General features: G+C 72.5%; 10 protein-coding genes. 2 read left to right on the forward strand and 8 right to left on the reverse strand.

From position 1 onward, the window contains the following. Nucleotides 1-16: 16 nt before the first annotated feature. On the reverse strand, nucleotides 17-1,045 hold the full coding sequence (locus tag SROS_RS18035; protein ID WP_012890383.1) for an MsnO8 family LLM class oxidoreductase: 1,029 nt from the start codon (nucleotides 1,043-1,045) through the stop codon (nucleotides 17-19). 725 nt (nucleotides 1,046-1,770) lie between these two features. Here SROS_RS18035 and SROS_RS18040 point away from each other — a divergent pair. Continuing rightward, nucleotides 1,771-2,469 (forward strand): hypothetical protein, encoded by a 699-nt coding sequence (locus SROS_RS18040; protein WP_012890384.1) that lies wholly within the window; start codon nucleotides 1,771-1,773, stop codon nucleotides 2,467-2,469. Nucleotides 2,470-2,666: 197 nt separating this feature from the next. On the opposite strand, the gene SROS_RS18045 is transcribed toward SROS_RS18040, so the two are convergent. From SROS_RS18045 to SROS_RS53890, 6 genes are all read right to left on the reverse strand, one after another. Next, a complete protein-coding gene (locus tag SROS_RS18045; RefSeq protein ID WP_012890385.1) occupies nucleotides 2,667-3,737 on the reverse strand; it encodes a transposase domain-containing protein in 1,071 nt (356 codons plus the stop codon). Between the two features lie 138 nt (nucleotides 3,738-3,875). After that, nucleotides 3,876-4,769, reverse strand: a complete 894-nt coding sequence (locus SROS_RS18050) for a helix-turn-helix transcriptional regulator (protein ID WP_012890386.1) — start codon at nucleotides 4,767-4,769, stop codon at nucleotides 3,876-3,878. Nucleotides 4,770-4,795: 26 nt separating this feature from the next. Continuing rightward, entirely contained in the window at nucleotides 4,796-5,848 is a 1,053-nt protein-coding gene (locus SROS_RS18055; protein ID WP_012890387.1) for a LacI family DNA-binding transcriptional regulator, read from the reverse strand. Between the two features lie 87 nt (nucleotides 5,849-5,935). Continuing rightward, a complete protein-coding gene (locus SROS_RS18060) occupies nucleotides 5,936-8,632 on the reverse strand; it encodes a glycoside hydrolase family 3 C-terminal domain-containing protein (RefSeq protein ID WP_043652269.1) in 2,697 nt (898 codons plus the stop codon). Nucleotides 8,633-8,833: 201 nt separating this feature from the next. Then, nucleotides 8,834-10,183: a DUF1996 domain-containing protein gene (locus SROS_RS18065; protein WP_012890389.1), complete on the reverse strand. Its 1,350-nt coding sequence runs from the start codon at nucleotides 10,181-10,183 to the stop codon at nucleotides 8,834-8,836. 377 nt (nucleotides 10,184-10,560) lie between these two features. After that, entirely contained in the window at nucleotides 10,561-13,560 is a 3,000-nt protein-coding gene (locus SROS_RS53890; protein WP_012890390.1) for a discoidin domain-containing protein, read from the reverse strand. A gap of 387 nt (nucleotides 13,561-13,947) precedes the next feature. On the opposite strand from SROS_RS53890, the gene SROS_RS18075 reads away from it, so the two are divergent. Continuing rightward, on the forward strand, nucleotides 13,948-14,370 hold the full coding sequence (locus tag SROS_RS18075) for a hypothetical protein (RefSeq protein WP_012890391.1): 423 nt from the start codon (nucleotides 13,948-13,950) through the stop codon (nucleotides 14,368-14,370). Between the two features lie 165 nt (nucleotides 14,371-14,535). Here the strand turns inward: SROS_RS18075 and SROS_RS18080 are convergent, their stop codons facing one another. Beyond that, nucleotides 14,536-15,591, reverse strand: a complete 1,056-nt coding sequence (locus SROS_RS18080) for an LLM class flavin-dependent oxidoreductase (protein WP_012890392.1) — start codon at nucleotides 15,589-15,591, stop codon at nucleotides 14,536-14,538.

The raw sequence follows: 15,591 nt of genomic DNA on the forward strand, positions 1-15,591 counted from the left end.
CCGGGCTCCCGGAGGCCTACCCGTACGCCGGGCGGCGTTCCGGGGCGCCGGCCAGGCGGGCCAGGCGGCGGTAGGAGTCGAGCCGCTCGCCGTGGTCGAAGGTGTTCATGGTGACCAGCACCTCGTCGGCGCCGCTGCGCTCGACCAGCTCCCGCACCGCGGCCGCGACCTCGTCCGGCGTGCCGTGGATCTGCCCCCGCAACGCCTCCTCGAAGAGGGCGCGTTCCCGGTCGGTCATGTCCATGGCGAGGATCTCCCCGGCGGGGGCGAGCGGCGGGAAGACCCCGTGGGTGCGGGAGAAGGCGGTCGCCCACGCCTCGGGCACCTGCAGGCGGCGGGCCCGCTCGGCGGTCTCGGCGACCGCGATGTTGGCCGCGACGACGACGTACGGCCGCGCCGACCAGGCCGAGGGCCGGAAGAGACCGCGATAACGGGTGATCGCCTGCAGCGTGCGCTCCCGGTCGCCTGCCGCCGCGATCACCAGCGGCAGCCCGTGCTCGGCGGCGATGTCCGCGCCGGCACCCGTGGCGAGCACGTATGCGGGCACCCGCAGACCTTCGGCGGGAAACGCGTGCACGCCCGGATGCGCCTTCTGGTCACCGGTGAAGTAGCCGAGCAGCTCGGCCAGCTGGTCGCCGAAGCCCTCCGCGTCGTGCTTGTCGTGGCCGAGCGCGCGCCGGATGCCGCCGGTGAAGCCGACCGAACGGCCCAGGCCCATGTCGATACGGCCCGGGTAGAGCGATTCGAGGACGCCGAACTGCTCGGCGACGACCAGCGGCCGGTGGTTGGGGAGCATCACGCCGCCGGTGCCGATCCGGATGCGCGAGGTCGCGGCGGCGACGGCGGCGGCCAGGACGGTCGGTGCCGAGCCCGCCACCCCTGGCACCCCGTGGTGCTCCGACACCCAGAAGCGGTGGTAGCCCAGGGCTTCGGCCTCCTGCGCGAACCTCACGGTGTCGCGCAGTGCCTGCGTGTGGTCGTGCCCCCGGCGGATGAGGGAGCGATCCAGGATCGAGAGCCGCGTCGTCTGAAGTGCTGCGTTCACCCTCCCTTCAACATCCTTCTCCGCCGGGGATTCCCCGGCAGGGCTCCCGGAGGCCCCGGGACACGCGGCCTCGAGGTGTTCTCCGGACATCCGGATGGGGATCGTGAGCGTGAAGGAGGGTGGGCGGGCCTCCGCGCCGAGCCGGCCCGCCGCGCCGTCGCCGGGGACCGGGAGGGCGCGCGGGCCGCGACCGCGCGAGCCGGGACAATCGTTGACTCAAGCGCTTGGTTGTTTTGGCGGATAATCCGGAAAGCCCCTCACCTCCGCCGGTGGCCGGAGGCGGCTGGCGGGGATTTCCGCTGGTCGAATTGTTTGTCAAGCGCCCGCGGGGCATCCGTGTCCGGAGCGGCACGCCGTGGCCCGGCCGGCGGCGCCGTATTAGGCGGGCCGGCGTGTATCCGGCGTGATTGGAATCAACGTGGCGCCATCCGGTGCGTTACGGTCTCCGGGCGGGAGTCCGGGATTCGGGGAGGGGGCCTTCGTCACCGGTCTGAGCTGCGAGAACAATATTTCCGGGCGATTTTGTGCGCGGTGTTCCGGGGCTGCGGGATTGCCGTTGATTCACCGGCCGGCGGCTTTTATCACGCGGCGCTTATCTCAACAGATTTTCGTGGATTTGCGATACGAAATCGCCGTCTGACTGAACTGTCTGACGCGGAGATATTGACTGGAGATATGCGGCTATCTACTCTCACGATGTCCGGTAAATTACAGAGGAGTGGCCGATGAAACGCCTCCGAAATCTCGTTCTCGCCGTGACCGCCGTCGTGCTGGCACTCGCGTTCGTCCCGACCTCCGCTTGGGCGGCCACCACTCAGATCCACAGGAACGACCAGTTCGGCGCGCTCTACTCCGGCAAGGTCAGGGCGACGCTGCTCGGCAACGTGTCGATCAGCACCACCCTCGCCACCGCCACCTGCAACGTCGGCGTCATCGACGGCACCGTGCAGTCGAACGGCACCATGCTGAACGTCTCGGCCTACAACTTCAGCAACAGCCCCGGCCCGCAGTGCCCCAACAGCGCCGGCGGCCAGTCCAGCGTGACCGCGGTCGGGCTCCCCTGGAACGGCGGCAACGTCACCTTCGCCCCGGTCCTCCCCAACGGACGCGACGGCACCATAACCCTCAACAGCGTCAAGGTCACCTCGTCGAGCACCGGCTGGTTCGGCACCATCAGCTGCACCTACAAGGGTTCCGGCGCCGGCAACAGCATCGTCCTGGACGCCTTCAACTCCACCAACCCCAACCGTCCGGTCATCGGGGTGGTCCAGGCCCAGGCCGGGGCGGTCAACTACACCCTCAACAAGGACAGCGGCAGCTTCCTGTGCCCCAGCACGGCCAGCTTCAGCGCCACCTTCCAGCTTCTCGGTGAGACCGTCGCCAACTCGGGCGTCTACAACCAGAAGCTCCACCTCACCGCCTGAGATCCGAGCGCCTCCCGGGATCTCCCGGGCGGCCCCGTCCGCCCGGCAGGGCCGGCCCGCCTCTCCCGCACGCGCGGGAGGGGCGGGCCGCGACGTATGCGGACCGCGCGCGCCGCGGAGGCCGGCTGGGGAGGAGTGCGATGGCGGGAGGTCCGACGCCGGGGGAAGGGCGCGGCGGCCCGGTCGCGACGGCCGGGTCAGACGCGAGCACACGTGCACGACGCCCCCTCGTGGCTGGCGGCCTGACATGTCAGCTCGCGCATGGCCTGGTAGACGCAGAGCAGGGCCCAGATCTCCTGTGCCACCATCTCCGGGCTCCTCGACCGCAGCGTGATCGCCGGACCTCTGCGGTCGGAGTGGAGCCAGGCCAGCGCGCTGTCCATGACCCATCGCTCGGCGTAGCGCGCCGCCAGCTCCGACGCGGACGCCTGCCCGGGGTCGACCAGCGTTGTGATCAGCCATTCCGCGCCGGGAAGGGGGATGACCCGGAGGGGCGCGCCGCCCAGGCCGGCCGGTCTGGACAGGTAGGACCCGTCCTCGAAGCTGCGTCCTATCGGCAGCGCGTCGGCCCCGGTGACCCCCCACAACAGGTGCGTGCCGGTCTCGGCCGCCTGGCGCCACAGTTCGAACCCCCAGCGGCCGGAGCGGGCGAGCAGCAGCATGTCGGACTCCAGGCACCGCAACAGCCTCCGGGCCAGGGTGCGCTCCTCCACGGCGGAGCTGCCGAACGTCGCGTCGATCAACGCGTGCGTGCCGTTCTCCGCCACGGCCACCACCCGGACGCAGGGGAACCGGGCCGCTCCGTCCGGATAGCCGAACGCCGAGTTGTCGCGGGTCTCGGGGACCACCAGCGTGGTGCCGTCCATCGTGACCGGCCGGAGGCCGGCCAGCCACGACCGGGAGGCCTGCGGTTCCGCCACGGGCCCGGTCACCCGGCAGAAGAGCACGCGCAGGGGCTCCGCGCCGAGCCGTGCCCGGGCCCGGCTGATCGCCGAGGCGCTGGGAGGCTCCCAGGTGTAGACCCAGCGCGACCGCCATGCAAGCCCGTTCAACAACAGGCGCATGACCTGGTCATAGTTCTTGTCAGAGAACAGGCAAAGGGCCAGCACGTAATAAATCGTCAGCCGGGCCGGCAGCGCCCGTCGCCGCCTCTCCGCGCATCCGCTGACCCCTATCACCTCGTCGAGCAGCGATATCGGAAAGACCGAGGTGAGAAAACCGATCGACAACTGATCTGCCAGCCGCCCATCCTCCGACGGAGTCTTCACAGCGTAACTTTGCCTGAAAGGGGGGCGCGTCACGTTATAAGCAAGTGCCTGTCTTTTCAAGCCAACCGCTTCGAGAATGACAAGTGATATGCGCCGGATGAAAGCGCTGTCACAGGCGACACATCGGCACCCGGTGGGCTACTCCTCGCGGCCCTGGCCGTCCTGCCGCAAGGCGGTGACCGGTGGGTGGGGAGCCGTCCAGGTCGCCAGGAGGTGCAGGGCCGCCTCGGAGGGGCTGCCGGGCTCGGTGGTGTAGACGCACATGGTCTGGTCGGCGTCGCCGGGGAAGGTGACCGACTCGTGGGACAGGACGAGCTCGCCGACGACGGGGTGGTGGTAGCGCCTGGTGCCGTGGGTGCGTTCGCGCACGTTGTGATCGGCCCACCAGGTACGGAACTCCTCGCTTTTGACGGCGAGTTCGCCGACGAGTTCGGCGAGCTGGGGGTCGTCGGGATGGCGTCCTGCGTCCAGGCGGAGGATGGCGACGGTCTCGACGGCGGCGCCGTCCCAGTCGACGTGGAGCTCGCGTGCGGCCTCGTCGAGGAACATGTAGCGGGCCAGGTTGCGCTCGCGCTGCGGCAGGGCGTCGAAGTCGGTGATCAGTGCGCGGGCGAGGCGGTTGGAGGCCAGGACGTCCATGCGGCGGCCGAGGATGAACGCGGGGGCGGCTCCGGCGAGAGCGTCCAGTATGCGGTGCAGCCCGGGGCGCACGCGCTGCGGCCGGGTGGGGGCGCGGCGCCGGGTGGGCCGGGGCTTGGACCGGCTGAGCTCGAAGAGGTAGGCCCGCTCCACCCCGTCGAGCCGCAGGGCGCGGGCGACGGCGTCCAGGACGCTCTCCGAGACGTTGAGATGACGGCCCTGCTCCAGGCGGGTGTAGTAGTCCACGCTGACACCGGCGAGACGGGCCAGCTCCTCCCGGCGCAGACCGGGCACCCGGCGGGTGCCGCCGGTGGCGGGCACGCCCGCCTGCTGCGGGCTCAGGCGTGCGCGGCGGGTGCGCAGGAACTCCCGGAGCTCGGCGTTGTGGTCCATGTCCTCCAGTGTGCGCCGCCGCGCGCTCAGGCGGACTGGCGGACCACGAGGGTGGGCTCGAAGATGACCGAGGTCACCTGGTGGCCGGGCTGCTCGATGTGGGTCAGCAGCAGGCGCGCCATCTCGGCGGCCATGTCCTCGACGGGATGGCGGACCGTGGTGAGCGGCGGCCGGCAGGCCAGTGCGGCGCTGCTGTCGTCGAAGCCGACCACGGCGATGTCGTCCGGCACCCTGCGGCCGTGGTGGCGCAGTACGAGAAGGGCTCCCTGGGCCATCAGGTCGTTGGCCACGAAGACCCCGTCCACGTCCGGGTGCTCGGCCAGCAGCCGCTCCATGGCCGCCTCGCCGCTGTCGTGGGTGAAGTTCCCCTCCACGCAGGGGATGTAGGGGTGGCCGTGCGCGGCCATGGCGTCCCGGAAGCCGGCCAGGCGGTCCTGGCTGGCCGGGACGTCGAGGGGGCCGGAGACGGTCGCGACGCGCCGGCAGCCGCGAGCGACCAGGTGGTCGGCGGCCAGCTTCGCTCCGGCCCTGTGCGCGACGTCGACGTAACTGATGGGGATGGGCTTGGCGGGCCTGGCGAAGAGGACGGCGGGCAGTCCCGAGCCGGCGAGCAGCCGCGGCAGCGGGTCCTCGGCGTGGGTGGAGACCAGGACGGCGCCGTCGGCGTTGCCCTGCCGGAGATAGGTGATCACCTGGGCGCGGGCCTCGGGGGTCTCGGCGAACATCAGGATCGGGTGGATGCCGCGAGGCCGGAGGAAGCCGACGATGCCGCCGGCCACGCGGCCGAAGAACGGGTCGGCGAAGACCTGGCCGGGGAACGGGTGCTCCTCGCTCTCCCCGCCCGCTCCGGAGACGACCAGCGCGATCGCCCCGGTGCGCCGCGTGACGAGGGAGCGGGCCGCCTGGTTGGGGACGTAGCCGGTGGTGGAGATGGCCTGCCTGACCGTCTCCTGGATCGCGGGGTCGACGTTGCGGATGCCGTTGATCACCCGGGAGACGGTGGCGCGGGAGACGCCCGCCACTCGGGCCACGTCTTCCAGCGTGGGAGACCCCGAGGCCAGCGGGAGATCTTCGTTCATACGGTCTTTATAGCATAGCCGGAGAGCGCTCTCCAAAGGATCTCCCGGCCCTCGGGGGACGCCTCCGGCCGCCGCCGTCCCCCAGGCTCAGAGCGCCGTCACCGCGCTCAGCGGCAGGTCGCCGGCGGAACGGCCGGCCAGCACGGTGAAGGCGCCGGGCTCGGTCCGCCAGGTGTGGTCCTCCGCCGACCAGTGCCGGAGGGCGCGCGCCGGGATGTCGACGGTGAGCTCGACGCTCTCCCCGGGGCCCGCTTCGGCCGGGGCGTAGCCCGCCAGCCAGCGCGCGGGGCGGGTCACCGCCGTGTCCGGCCGCTCCAGGTAGATCTGGACCACCTCCCGCCCGGCCCGCTCGCCGGTGTTGCGCAGCCGTACCCGGACCGGGAAGGGCCGGCCCGGCTCGACGCGCCCGGGGACGTGGACGCTCTCGTAGGACCATGAGGTGTAGCCGAGCCCGTGACCGAACCAGTAGGCGGGCGGCGCCGGCGCGCGCAGCCACGCGCGGTAGCCGATGTCCGGGCCCTCCTCGTAGGCGAGCACGCCGTCCACGGGGGTGGTGGTGGCGAGCGCGCCGTCGGCCCAGGTGGTGGGGAGGCGCCCGCCGGGCTCGGCGACGCCGAACAGGACGTCCGCCAGGCCGTGGCCGCCCTCCTGCCCGGGGAACCAGCTCAGCAGCACGGCGGGCACCTCCTCGCGCCACGGCAGGGCCACGGGGCCGCCCGAGTTGACGATCACGACGGTGGCCGGGTTGGCCGCGGCCACCGCGCGGACGAGCTCGTCCTGGCGCGCGGGCAGGTCGAGCGAGACGCGGTCGACCCCCTCGCTCTCGCTCTCGTCGGTGCTGCCGACCACGACGACGGCGACGTCGCAGGCACGGGCGAGCTCGACCGCGGCGGTCAGTTCCGCGTCGTCGTCGAGGCGGGGCGGGTCGGCGGCCAGCACGGAGGCGACTCCGCTGCCGGGGACGAGCCGGCGCCGTGCCACGAGCTCGACCTCGCGGCCCGCGGTCAGCCCGAGCCGGGCGCGGCGGTACGGAGGAGACAGATGAACGGTGGCGGGGTCGTCGGTGTCGCGTTCGATCTCCTCGTCGACGAGGACGCGGCCGTCCGCCTCAAGACGGACGCGGCCCCACCCGGCGACGGCCAGATTCCAGACGCCGTCGGTGTCGGGGCGGAGGAGGGCGCGGATCTCGACGGTGGCGGCGGAGCCGACGGACGCCGGTTCCAGGATGCGGCCGGTCAGCCGGTGCTCGGCGTGGATCTCCGCCCCGGCGCCGTCCAGGAGGCGGACCAGGACACCGGGCTCGCCGGTCAGCGGGTCGCGGGCGTTGCCGAGGCCCAGCGGGGTGGGCAGGTTCGTGGTGTGGACGCCCGGGGCGTGGTCGACCCGCGCCACGCCGGACAGGGCGCTGCGGATGCCTTCGAGCGGGGAGACGACGGAGGCGGGGTAGACGCCCGCGCTGCCTCCGCCCTGGATCCTGGCGCCGGAGGCGTTCGGGCCGATCACGGCGACCCGGCGCAGCCGTGCGGGGTCCAGGGGGAGCAGCGCGCCCTCGTTCCGGAGGAGCACGGTGCTCGCCGAGACGGCCCGGCGCAGCAGCGCGCGGTCCCCGGCACCGGCCGGCGCCGGCGCTCCGCCGTACGGCAGCCCCCGGTGCGGGGCCTCCCCGTGCGGCCGTTCCCCGTGTGCCGCTTCTCCGCGTGAGGCCTCCCCGTGCGGCCGTTCTCTGTGTGCCGCTTCTCCGCGTGAGGCCTCCCCGTGCGGCCGTTCCCCGTGTGTTGTTTCTCCGCGTGGTGGCTCGTCGTGCGGCCGCTTCTCACGTGACGGTTCTCCGTACGGCGACTGCCCGCGCTCCCGTCCCTCTCGTGAGGCCCCCGCGCGGGGGACCTCCCGGTGCGGCGGCCCCTCGCCGAGCTGTTCCCCGGGCAGCGCCCCGACCCGCACGGCCAGCCGGAGCAGCCGCCGGATCTTGTCGTCGATCGCCGCCTCCGACACCTCGCCCGCCCGTACCGCCGTGATCAGAGCGTCTCCCCACGGGCCTCCCGGACCAGGCATCGCCAGGTCCTGGCCGGCGCGTCCGGCCGCCGCGGTGGAGCGCACCGCGCCCCAGTCAGACACGACCACCCCGTCGAACCCCCACTCGCCCTTGAGCGGCTCGGTGAGCAGCGGGCTCTCCGACATCGTGGTGCCGTTGACACCGTTGTAGGCCGACATGACCGCCCACACTCCGGCCTCGACGGCCATCTCGAACGGCGCCAGGTAGACCTCGCGGAGGGTCTGCTCGTCGAGGCGCGCGTCGAGGGTGAGCCGCTCGGTCTCGGAGTCGTTGGCGACGTAGTGCTTGGCCGTGGCCGCCACGCCGCCCGACTGCACGCCGCCGATGTAGGCGGCGCCGATCCGGCCGGTCAGCAGGGGGTCTTCGGAGAAGCACTCGAAGTGCCGGCCGCCGAGCGGCGAGCGGTGCAGGTTGAGCGTCGGCGCGAGCAGGACGTCGACCCCCTTGCGCCGGGCCTCGGCCGCCAGCAGGGCGCCCAGCCGCCGGACCAGATCCTCGTCCCAGGTCGCCGCCACGGCGGTGGGCGAGGGGAGTGCCAGGGAGGTGCTCCGCTCGTCCCAGCCCTCGCCGCGCACGCCGACCGGCCCGTCCGAGGTCACCACGGCGCGCAGCCCGATGTCCGGCTCGGCGTGGGTACGCCAGACGGTCGCGCCGGTGAGCAGCCGCACCTTCTGCTCCAGGTCCAGCTTCTCCACCATCCGGCCCAGCTCTTCGTCGGTCACCCGGCACATCCTCTCGCTGCGGGAGAGCGCTCTCCTTCAAGGAACAGGGTTGCCGCCCGGGACGGGGGTGTCAATCTCTCCCGCGCCAGAGAGCGTCTGCCCGAACCCGGACCCGGACCCGGACTCGGACCCGGCCCCGGGCGCAGGCGCGAGGTCGGAGCCGGGCGCGGAGCCGGAGCCGGGCGCGGAGCCGGAGCCGGGCGGACGGGGTCAGGGAAGCTCGAAGTTCTCCGTGAGGGCGGCGCCGCGGTGCGGCTTGTACAGGTCGTAACCGCGCGGGTTGCACTGGAGGCCACCGTTGATGCAGTGGGTGACCAGGGCGTTGAGGATGGCGGGGTTGTCCCACGCGTTGAAGAAGTCGTAGTGCCAGGAGTAGCCGCGGCCGCTGGCCAGCCGCGCCTGGGACAGATCGCCGGACGCCGGGAAGGCGATCTTGAACTCGAGCATCGGCACCGGCACCGGGTGGCCGGCGGAGCAGTAGCCGTTGACGGGGTAGGCCATGTGGCTCTTGTGGTCGGCGCTGTCGAGGTTGACCCCGTCCCAGCAGCTCGGCGCCTGGTAGCGGACGTTCACCTGGCTGCCCGCCGGGCACGAGGTCGGAATGTCCCAACTGTGGGAGATGTCGCCGCACTCGAAGCCCTCGACCGCGCCGGGAGAGTCGCGGAACTGCTCCAGCGTCGCGGTCGGGCTGCCCACGACGAAGCGCAGCCCCTGCGGGAAGGACCGCACCCGCCAGTATTCGAGGATGCCCGACTTGTAGTAGATGACCTGGTTACCGGTCGGCTGGATGAGCTGGCTGCCCTTGTAGAAGCTCGGGAACCAGTAGGCCGACCTGTCGTGGGGGTTGGTGCACGAGGTGCCGCCCCCGAGGAGCGACGACGACGTGCTGCCCGCGTTGGTCGTCGTGTTGCCGACGAAGGTGTGCATGTGCGAGGCGCCCGGCAGGCCGGGGTAGACGATCGGGTCGTCGGGCCGGTTCGCCGTCCACGAGCAGTTGGCCTGGAACTCGTGGTGCGTCACCGCGTCGGTGAACGTCGGGCTCGGGGCCGGGGTGGATCCGATGCCGCCCGTGCCGTAGACCTTGAACTCCCAGAGCGAGTAGCCGTAGCCGCCGGACCGGGTGGTGCCGTACATCCGGACGTAGCGGCCGCTGCCCGAGACGTTGAGGGTCTGGCTGCCGCCGGTGCCGGTCGTGGTCGAGTAGATGTCGGTCCACGACGTGCCGTCGGCCGAGGTCTGGATCTTGAAGGCCCTGCCGTAGGCGCCCTCCCAGTCCAGGACGACCTGGGAGACCGTCGCCGTGGCGCCCAGGTCGACCTGGAGCCATTGCGGGTCGCTGTAGGCGCTGGCCCAGCGGGTGCCGCCGCTGCCGTCGAAGGCGGCCCCGGCGCCGTACCCGCCTCCCTCGACCGAGGAGGCCGACGCGGGCCGGCCCTGCGACAGCAGGGTGTCCGCCGCGGTGGCGGGGGTGATGATCGCCAGGCCGGCGGCGACCAGCGCGGCCAGCGTGGCGGCGACCAGTCCCAGGCGGAACCGGCCTGGACTGCGGGGTGGATGCATGGCGCCTCTCCTTCGAGTGGGGGTTACCGTGGGGGGACGGCAGATGGGAGAGCGCTCTCCCAGTGAGATTGACCGTCCGTGCCGGTGGTTGTCAAGGCGGGTGGCCCTCCGATGTGAAATCCGCTTCACACGCCTGAAACAGGGATCGCGAAGCCTTCCCGCGATCACGGGCCGCGGGCGGCCCGCGCTCCCCGCCGGGATCACCGCGGGTGGCGCGCGGCGGGCCGGGATCACGGGCGGCCCGCGTTCCCGGCCGGGATCACCCCGGGTGGTGCGCGGCAGGGCGCGATCACCATATGCGGCGCGCGGCGGGTCGGGATCACGGGTGGTCCGCGTTCCCGGCCGGGATCACCGCGGGCGGCCCGCGGCAGGGGACGTCAGGACCGGTAGACGCCGAACTCCCACAGGGAGTAGCCCCAGGCGGTCGCGCGCTGGGTGAGGTTCAGCCGCACGTACCTGGCGGACGCGCTGACGTCGATGGTGTCGAATCCGCCGTCACCGGTCGTGGTGGAGTGGACGGTGCTCCAGTCCGAGCCGTTGGCCGAGGTCTGGATCTGGTAGGCCTTGCCGTAGGCGCCCTCCCAGCCGAGCCGGACGCGGTTGACCGGGGTCACCTGGCCGAGGTCGACCTGGAGCCACTGGGCGTCGCTCCACTCGCTCGCCCAGCGGGTGGTGAAGCTGCCGTCGGTGGCCTTGGCGGGCAGGAACGGCCCGCCGTCGCCCGTCGGCTGGTGGGACGACGCGGTGGTCGGTCTGCCGAGCGCCACGTTCGTGCCGCCGACCGGCGGCGGAACGACGCGGAACGACCTCGTCTCGATGCCGACGTTGCCGTGGCCGTCGAAGGCGTAGACGTAGACCTTCCAGACGCCCAGCCGCTCGGGCGCGGTCACCGAGAACCGGCCCGGACCGGTCTGGGTGAACCCGACGTGGCCGAACCCCCTGTTGCCGTTGACGTGCTTGTCGCTGTACATCAGGTTGTAGCGGATCTGATCGTTGTCGGGATCGGAGGCCGTCACCTCGACGGTGAACCGGCCGCCCGCCGGGACGGCGGTCTGCGAGCCGACCGTCATGCCGGTGATCTCCGGGGGCATGTTGCCGGAGGGCAGGCCGGTGTAGGCCTGCCTGAGCGCGTGGTATCCCAGCCGGCGCCAGCCGCCGGTGAAGGTGTTGAGCCACACGCCGCCGAAGTCGTTCTCCAGGCCGTAGTGGAACTCGGTGGCGCCGAGCGCGACGCCGGGGTGAGCCTTGACCGCGTTCCAGCTCGCGGTGTACTGCGCCCGCTTCTGGAGGTCGGTGGGCTCGGAGGGGACCCCGTTGACGTCGTCGGGCACCTCCCACTCGCCGTCCGGGCCGGCCTCGGTGATGATGTACGGCCTGTTGTGGCCGCCGTCGATCCAGGCCTGCCTGACCCCGCCGATGGCGCCGTAGGCGTTGACCGCGAGCAGGTCGAGGGCCGGGGAGTGGTCCTTGTAATACGTCCACGCGCCGGTCCAGGCGTCGGTCGAGGTGACCGGGTGGTCCGGGTCCGCGGCGTGGATGGCCTGCGCGAGCTCGTTGACGAACCTGGCGTAGGCGACGCGCCGCTCCTCGACCACCGGGGCGGGCAGGCCGTGGTCCTGCATGGTGAGCAGGACCTCGTTGCCCACGTCCCACATGAGCACGCCCTGGTGGCCCTTGAGGGCGTTGACCCGGGCGACGATCTCGTTCTTGGTGGCCGTCTTGTAGGCGGTGTCGTTGACGTAGTCGGCGCCCTGGTTCAGCCAGTGCCCGACGATCACCTTGATGCCCTGCTGGGCGGCCCTGTCGAGCAGGGCCGGAGTGTGGGTGTCGTCCACGCCCCAGGTGCGGATCGTGTTGACCCCCATCGACCTGAGGTCGCGCATGTAGCCGTCCGCCGCGGCCTGGGGCGGGCCGTAGGTGAGCCCCTTGACCTCGTACGGCGCGCCGTTGACGGTCAGCCGCCAGTTGCCCTGGCCGCCGGTCACCCTGACGGTGCTCGGCCCCGCCGGGGTGGGCGGGTCGGTCATCGGGGCGGGCACGGTGCCGGCGCTCCTGGAGACCGAGACCGAGTCCACGCTCAGGACGCCGCCGGAGGTGGTGGCCGCGGTGGGGGTGGTGAAGCCGGCGATCGCGTCGGGCAGCGACCCGCCGATGGCGAGGTCGAACCGGAGGTAGAAGCCGTGGTGGACGGCGGCCCGCCAGGCGGAGACGCCGACCTGGCTCTGGCGGACCACCCATGTCTGCACGCCGTCGAGGTAGAAGCGGATCTCCTCGTCCGACCTGGTGCGGTCGATGATCTGGGTGTACTCGTGGAAGCCGGTCTGGCAGCCCTCGCAGGTGGCCAGGCCGCTGGTGCGGCCGCCGTACTCGTTGCACGCGCCGTCGGGGGCGGTGCCGCAGTGCAGCGTGTTCGACAGCTGGCTGCGGCCGTTGACGTCGGTCATGATGTCGGTCTCGCCGACAGCCGGCCAGTTGTTGTAGTCGCCCCGGTAGGCGGCGCCGGTCGCCCTGAATCCGGGCCAGTAGCCCGTCGCGTCGGGGACGTCGGGCTGCTTGAGCCTGGCGGTGAACCTCAGCCGCTCACCGGGCTGCGGGGCGAAGTCGGTGCGCTGGGTCTCGACGCGCCCGGAAGTCCAGTCGCCGGCCCCGTCCCTGACGGCCCTGATGTTGAGCTTGCCGGTGCCGTCGAGGGAGACGTTGGCGGTCGAGGCGCTCATGGTCTCGACCTCGCCGGTGCCCCACTTCGCGGCACCCCCGGGATACCGGGTGCCGGTGCGCAGGATCCAGTTCGCCCCCGACGGGGAGGTCCCGGAGGTCCCGTCGAAGTCGTCCCGCCACACCTCGGTCCAGGCGCCCGGGTCCGGGCCGGGGCCGGTGGCGCCGTAGACCTGGAACTCCCACAGGGAGTAGCCGTAGCCGGTGGCCCGGACGGTGCCGTGCAGGCGGACGTAGCGGCCGGTGCCGGAGACGGGGAGGGTCTGGGTGCCGCCGGTGCCGGCGGTGGTGGTGTAGGCGTCGTTCCAGGCGGTCCCGTCGGCCGAGATCTGGATCTTGAAGGCCCTGCCGTAGGCGGCCTCCCAGTTCAGCACGACCTGGCTGACGGTGGCGGTGGCGCCGAGGTCGACCTGGATCCATTGCGGGTCGCTGAAGGCGCTGGCCCAGCGGGTGGCGGGGTCGCCGTCGAAGGCGGCGGCGGCGCCGTAGGCGGCGCCTTCGGTGGAGGAGGCGGTGGCGGCCCTGCCCTGGGACAGCAGGGTGTCGGCGGCAGCGGCAGCGGCGGCGGGGGCGGTGACGGCCAGGCCGGATGCGATGAGGGCGATCAGAGTGGAGATGAGCAGGCTCAGGCGGCCCGCGCCGGGGCTGCGGGATGGATGCACGGCGTCTCCTCGGGGTGGGGGGTGCCCGCCCCGGGGGGCGGGGGCCCGTCGCGGCGGACGGGCAAGAGAAGGGAGAGCGCTCTCCAAAGGGAAGGTTGCCCCCGTCGGTCAAACGTTGTCAAGATGCGGCCGTCGCCCGCGTGAAACCTGCCGCTCACCTTCCCGGAACGCGATCTCCGCTGAACGGCGCGTTTTTCTCGATCTCCATTGACAGCGCCTGCCGGGGCGACAAGGCTGTGCCGTAATGGGAGAGCGCTCTCCAGAATCCGTGTCGTCCATCCCCCGCGGCGTGGCGGGGGAGGTGCCCGTACGGCAGGCGGTCCGCCCCCGCCGGAGCCCGGCGAGGTACCGTCGTCTTAACGAATCTCAGCCACTGGGGGAGCCGCTATGCCAAGCGATCCCGACCACGTGCTCGACGCAATCGACGGAGCCGTCGACGAGTGGCTCGCCATGAGCGAGGACTCCATGCGCTGGGCACCACCGGAGAAGGCCCCGCCGAAGCGGCAGCTCGCGTTGCCGGCGCCGCCCCTGCCACGGGTCTCCGAAGAGTTCCTGCACGACGTCGGCGTCCTGTTCGGCGCGCAGACGCAAGCCGTGGCGGAAGCGGTGACGGAGGTGTTCCGCCCGCTGGGCGAGAGCCTGGCCGAGGCCCTCGCCGCCTTCCTCGACAGCCCCGCCGTGCGGCAGTTCGTCGAGCTGGTCGAGCCGCCCGGGGAGCGCGCGCTCCCCGGTCCCGCCGAGCGTGACGGGCTCCCGCCGGAGCCGCCGCCCTCACCGCCGCCGGAGCCGCGATCGGACGGGCACCCCTGACGGCCGGGCGGCCGGGCGGCCGGCGCCCGGACGTCCCGCGATCCGTCCGCCGGCACGCTCATGCCGTCGTGCGCCCGTCCCGGCGTCCCCGCCCGTCCCGGCGTCCCCGCCCGTCCCGGCGTCCCCGCCGTGCGCGGCCCGGCGCCGTGCGCGGCTCGCGCCCTATCAGGGGCTCCGCCGCAGCTCGTAGGCCTGGGCGATCAGCTCGTAGGAGCGGATCCGGGCCGTGGGACTGTGGACCAGCGTGGTGATCATCAGCTCGTCGGCCTCGGTGCGCTTGCGGAGCTCCTCAAGGCCCGTCCGCACCTGGGCGGCGTCCCCGTGCACCACCTTGGACAGGTAGTCGTCCAGGAAGTCCTTCTCGACCGGGCTGTACGGGTAGGTCTCCGCATCCTCGGGCGTGGGGACAGGCTGCGGGGCCCCGCGGCGCAGGCGCAGCATGGACAGCCCGCCCGAGCGGGCCATGCGGAGGGCCTGCTCCGGCGTCTCCGCGGCGACGGCCGAGACGCCGATCATCGCGTACGGCCGGTCCAGCACGGCCGAAGGCTGGAAGGAGGACCGGTAGAGGTCCAGGGCGGGGATGGTGTTGGCCGCGCTGAAGTGATGGGCGAACGCGAACGGCAGGCCGAGCAGGCCGGCGAGCTGGGCGCTGAAGCCGCTGGAGCCGAGGAGCCAGATCGGCGGACGGCCCGTCTCGGGCGACCGCGGGGTGGCGACGACCCGCTCAAGCGGATGGCCCGCCGGGAACGCGTCGTCCAGGAAGGCGGTCAGCTCGGCGAGCTGCTCGGGGAAGTCGTCGGCGTCCAGGCCGTGGCGGCGCAGCGCCCGTGCCGTGGCGGGGTCGGTGCCCGGTGCCCGGCCGAGCCCGAGATCGATGCGGCCGGGGTGCAGCGCGTGCAGGGTGCCGAACTGCTCGGCGACGATCAGCGGGGCGTGGTTGGGCAGCATCACGCCTCCGGACCCCAGCCGGATGGTCGTGGTCGCCGCGGCCAGATGGGCGATCAGCACTGCGGGGGAGGAGGTGGCCACCGAAGGCATCCCGTGGTGTTCGGCGACCCAGATCCGGTGGTAGCCCAGCTTCTCCGCCCGGCCGGCCAGCTCGGTGCTCGCCCGCAGGGTCTCGGTGGCGGTCACGCCCGAGCCGACCGTGGCCAGTTCGAGGATCGACAGGGGAACGTCGGAGGTGCCGCGCGCCACGCCACGGATGTTGTCTTCAGCCAT

Origin of the sequence: Streptosporangium roseum DSM 43021 (assembly GCF_000024865.1) — a bacterium.
Lineage (GTDB): Bacteria > Actinomycetota > Actinomycetes > Streptosporangiales > Streptosporangiaceae > Streptosporangium > Streptosporangium roseum.